Source organism: Candidatus Omnitrophota bacterium (assembly GCA_013791745.1).
Taxonomy (GTDB): Bacteria; CG03; CG03; order CG03; family CG03; genus CG03.
Genome location: VMTH01000002.1, coordinates 1 through 4339 on the forward strand (window position 1 = coordinate 1; position 4339 = coordinate 4339).

The following is a 4339-nucleotide window of genomic DNA, read 5'->3' on the forward strand; positions in this document are numbered from 1 at the left end:
ATTAATAAATAATATAAGAACGCGCAGAATAAAATCAAAAGGATCAGTCCGTCCCCCCGGCCGATCATCCCCTGACCAAATTTAAACCTCATTATTCCAGACGCGAGAATAAACAGGATAACACCGGACAACAGATTAAAAGGGATTTCTTTCCAGACTGTATTTTTAGCGACCTTGAGAGGGAATATAGCTGCTGAAATGCCTAAAATAAGAAAAGTATTAAAAATATTGCTGCCCATTATATTCCCAATGACTATCTGAGAATTCCCGTCTATGCTGGCAAAAATATTTACAAACAGTTCCGGCGCGGAGGTGCCGAAGGCGACTATTGATAAACCTATAACCATATCCGAAATGCCGAATTTCCTGGCCGTGATCACCGCTCCGTCCACCAGGAAATCGGCGCCTTTGACTAACAGTATAAATCCGGCAATAAATAGAGTTACGGAAAGAACGCTCATTATCAGATGCTAACTACTGCAACATACCCGCTATTCCTTTGCGGATTATCATCACCGCTATCGCGGCAAGAAGCAGATTTGCAATTTTGGAAAGCGTTTTTGACCCGGCGCTCCCTAAAAGTTTATATATATTGCCGGACAGGAAGAAGATGAGTCCGGCGATGAGAATATTTATAACTAATGCCGCAACTGTTAAATAAATGCCGTATTCATTTACCAGGATAAGGCTTGTTGTCAGCACAGCCGGGCCTACTATGAGGGGCACTCCGATCGGTACCGCCCCCAGGCTGTCCGCGTCTATATGCCTCTGTTTCTTCTCGTATGAGAGAATGTCACTGACGGAAATTATGAATAACAGCATACCTCCCGCTATCATAAAATCGTATACTGTTATATTGAGCAATCCCAGTACAGTTTTCCCGAAAAACACAAAAAGAACGGATACAGCAACAGCCGTTAATATTGACTGGACTATAATCCTTCTTAACTGCCGTTTTTTAAAACCCTCTGTAAGAGATATGAACATGGGCAAAATACCCGGAGTGTCCACGGCGACAAACAAAGGAATGAAACATAATAAAAATTTATGCATATAATCCTGTCCTCATATTTTTCTTTTCAATTCACTGCCAAGTTTAGCAAAATAACGGATGATTTGGGGATTCTAATTAATTCCGGCTACGGTTCAAAGTCCCTGTTCAAACAACAGCGATTGACTAAACCACTCTTTTGTTTATACTTTATAGCAGGTTTCGCAAGTTAAAAAAATGAGATTCAGGAGGGTCATTGTGAAAAACAGTCTGCCGTTGTTCCTATTAATCGCCTGTTGTTCTTCTCTGCTGGCGGAAACAAATCCAGCCGCCTCCACAAAATTAGAGGAAATGCTCGGAAAGAAAAATTGTCTGATCATTAATACCTCCAAAAAAATCGGCAGAATAGACGCCCTCTCAGGGAGAGCGCGGGCCAGGTTTGAAAAAATAGATACCAAAGATCTAAGCGCCGGCGGCGAAACCGCAAACGGAATAAAAGTGACCGTAATTCTAACGGAACCGGAAAAAACTGCCGAATCTTACGCTTTTTTGGATTCTGAAGAATTGCCCGGTATCCTGGATTCCCTAAAAATCATTGCGGGTTTAATAAAACAGCAGAACAAAAAAGACTACATAAACGCCGCCTACCGGACTAAAGGGAATTTCCGGATCGGGTTTTACGCCGAAGGTAATGATTCAAAAATATTTTTTTCCTGCGAAAAACCGTCTCTTACCATAGTGGAATTCCAGACAAAAAGAATAGATGAAATTATCAATATTATCTCCGCCAGCATCAATGAACTGAAAAAGGGTTAACTTTTTGAATTATTCCGGGACCTTAGAGGGAAATGAGAAAACAGGTGTAATATGCTATCATGCATTAAAAAGTGGTGTTATATTTTCCGGTTATAACGCAGGGTTGTTGAAAGGCTGACAAGCGGAGGCGCGGATGAATAAATTGATTATCATTATTAACGAGTATGCGATTTACATACTCCAGTTCTTCGCTATTCTGGTCATCATAACAGGCGTAGTGAAAGCAATGTGGATTTTTATAGGCGACGCCCTTATAAAAGACAAGGCGGTCAAGGCCATAAGAGAGAGCCGCTTGGAACTGGGCCATTCTTTTTCTCTCGGACTGGGATTTCTTATCGGCGCGAGTATACTTAAAAGCACCCTTACCCCCACATGGGATGATATAGGGAAGTTGAGCGTCATTATCGCCATAAGGACCATACTTAATTACTTCCTGACCAGGGAAATAAAATCCATAAGCGAATAAGCGCTTTTAAGAAATGAATTTACTCCTGTTTATAGTCGTTGTGATGGTTTCATTTATAATCGTGAGGATAGGCGCGATCGCGTTCCAGCTGACGGGGCTGGAGTGGTCATTGGCCAAGTTTCAGGCGCTGTCATGCTTTTCAGGAACAGGATTCACGACGAGAGAATCCGAACTGATCACATCACACCCCCAGAGAAGGCGCATAGCTTCTATTTTGATAGTTCTGGGCAATGCCGGATTCGTAACTTTGATCGCGACTTTCGCGAATTCACTGCGCCCTAACTTATCCTTAACCGGCCTGCAAATCCCGTATTTGAACCTTATCATTCCCAACTCAATACTATCACTCGTCAACCTTCTTATTATTGTCGCGGCCATTTATTTTTCGTTCCGGCTGTTTACGAACAACAGGTTTACCAGAAAATTAACCGTGTACCTGAGAGCGAAAATTATTAAAAGAAAAATAATAAAGCCGGTATCGTTTACCGAATTCATGCTTATGACAGGCGGATACGGGATTACCCAGATAGAACCTGGCGAAAAAAGTTCTATCCTCGGAAAAACAATCGCGGATTCCGGGCTGCGGGATTTTGATATATTAATTCTGGCTGTAGAACGCGGGGGGGATTTTATTCCAAACCCTCCCGCCAAAACAAAAATACTTTTAGGCGATAAAATAACCTGTTTCGGCAAAATGGATAATATCAAAAAGGAATTTATGTAATACCGCGCGGCGGCTCAAGAACTATGAACAAAAAATTCGATCATCTGAATCCTGTGAACTTTGGTTACCAGTTTAAACTGCTGGGAACCATTTCGCTGATAAGTATTCTGACTTTCGGAATATTGACCCTCAATAGAATCATACTGCTCAGGAATCTACTTGAAGAAAGGGTGATCACCCGGATAAACACGATAGGCAACATACTCTCGGAAGACGTAAAGGATGATTTGCTGGCTAACGACCCGGAAAACCTGTGCAAGCTGATTTCCGTTGCGGAAAAACAAAAAAGAGTCCGGTTCGTAACGGTTATAAAGACGGACAATACCGTCTTATATTCATCTGACAGGAAACGGGAAAATAAATTAAATACATATACCGACACTAAAGATTTTGAATACAAAGGGCTGCTTTATATTAAATCTTTCCCCATAAAACACAGGCAGGAAGATATAGCCTCGGTTCAGATAGGATTTTCGCTGAAAGAATTAAAAGAGGGGCTGACAGCCGCCCTTAACTGGTCAGTCGGCATAGGCGTAACGGGCATCTTTCTTATTTTGCTGATATCATGGGCCATTACTAAAAAATTGCTGGCCCCGCTGGAACAGATGAGAATTGTATCCCAGCAGTTCGCTAAAGGAGATTTTTCCGCGCGCCTGCCCGGGACATCAAACGACATAATAGGAAAACTGGAAAACTCCCTCAATAGCATGGCCGGGCAGCTTGACGATACCAGCAGAAACCTGAAATCCATGATTAGAAAAGCCGTTTCAAAATATGAAGCATCTAACAGGGAACTGCAGGTAAAATCCGGAAAACTTGAGGAAGCCAACAGAAGGCTGATAGAAATGGATAAATTGAAATCAGAATTCGTCTCCATTGTCTCTCATGAATTAAGGACGCCGCTGACAAGCATAATCGGATTTGCCAAAATCCTCACTACGCTGAAACTCAGCGACGAGCAGAAGGAAAAATATCTGAAGGTCATTGAAGCGGAAGGCAAGCGGCTGGCAAAGCTTGTAAATGATTTTCTTGATATAACAAAGATCGAGTCGAGAACGATGATATTTCAGCCGATAGAATTTGATATCCGCGATATTATCAAAGAGATCACCGAGAATTTTGCTATTTCGCAGAATATCCGTATTGAAACAAAAATCCCCTCGACGCCTCTCACGGTGCTGGGCGACAGAGATAGGATAGAACAGGTCTTTCTAAACCTGCTGTCGAATGCCGCGAGGTATACCCCTCCCGGGGAAAAAATGTCTTTGACCGCCGAAAAAGAAAATAACAAAATAAAAATCAGCGTCAGGGACTACGGCCAGGGTATGAGAAAAGAAGAGAC

Annotated in this window: 6 protein-coding genes; 4 read left to right on the forward strand and 2 right to left on the reverse strand. The window is 42.3% G+C overall.

The window, feature by feature from the left end:
• Together FP827_00045 and FP827_00050 are read right to left on the reverse strand one after the other, a co-directional pair.
• Nucleotides 1–461, reverse strand: a 461-nt coding sequence (locus FP827_00045; GenBank protein ID MBA3051478.1) for a sodium:calcium antiporter, incomplete at its 3' end; no start/stop codon positions are given.
• A 13-nt stretch (nt 462–474) separates the two neighbouring features.
• Complete coding sequence (locus FP827_00050) at nt 475–1053, reverse strand: MarC family protein (protein ID MBA3051479.1); 579 nt, start codon at nt 1051–1053, stop codon at nt 475–477.
• A gap of 196 nt (nt 1054–1249) precedes the next feature.
• On the opposite strand from FP827_00050, the gene FP827_00055 reads away from it, so the two are divergent.
• The 4 genes from FP827_00055 to FP827_00070 all read left to right on the forward strand — a co-directional run.
• The gene (locus FP827_00055) at nt 1250–1807 is read left to right on the forward strand and encodes a hypothetical protein (protein ID MBA3051480.1); all 558 of its coding nucleotides are present in this window, start codon (nt 1250–1252) and stop codon (nt 1805–1807) included.
• Nucleotides 1808–1940: 133 nt separating this feature from the next.
• A complete protein-coding gene (locus FP827_00060) occupies nt 1941–2273 on the forward strand; it encodes a DUF1622 domain-containing protein (GenBank protein ID MBA3051481.1) in 333 nt (110 codons plus the stop codon).
• 13 nt (nt 2274–2286) lie between these two features.
• Nucleotides 2287–2997 (forward strand): hypothetical protein, encoded by a 711-nt coding sequence (locus FP827_00065; GenBank protein MBA3051482.1) that lies wholly within the window; start codon nt 2287–2289, stop codon nt 2995–2997.
• 23 nt (nt 2998–3020) lie between these two features.
• Nucleotides 3021–4339 (forward strand): HAMP domain-containing protein (locus FP827_00070; GenBank protein MBA3051483.1); only part of this gene is annotated, 1319 nt, incomplete at its 3' end.

Excerpts from the sequence above, each read along its gene's own strand:
- FP827_00050 (MBA3051479.1), bottom strand. The coding sequence starts at position 1,053 with ATGCATAAATTTTTATTATGTTTCATTCCTTTGTTTGTCGCCGTGGAC.
- FP827_00060 (MBA3051481.1), top strand. The coding sequence starts at position 1,941 with ATGAATAAATTGATTATCATTATTAACGAGTATGCGATTTACATACTC.
- FP827_00065 (MBA3051482.1), top strand. The coding sequence starts at position 2,287 with ATGAATTTACTCCTGTTTATAGTCGTTGTGATGGTTTCATTTATAATC.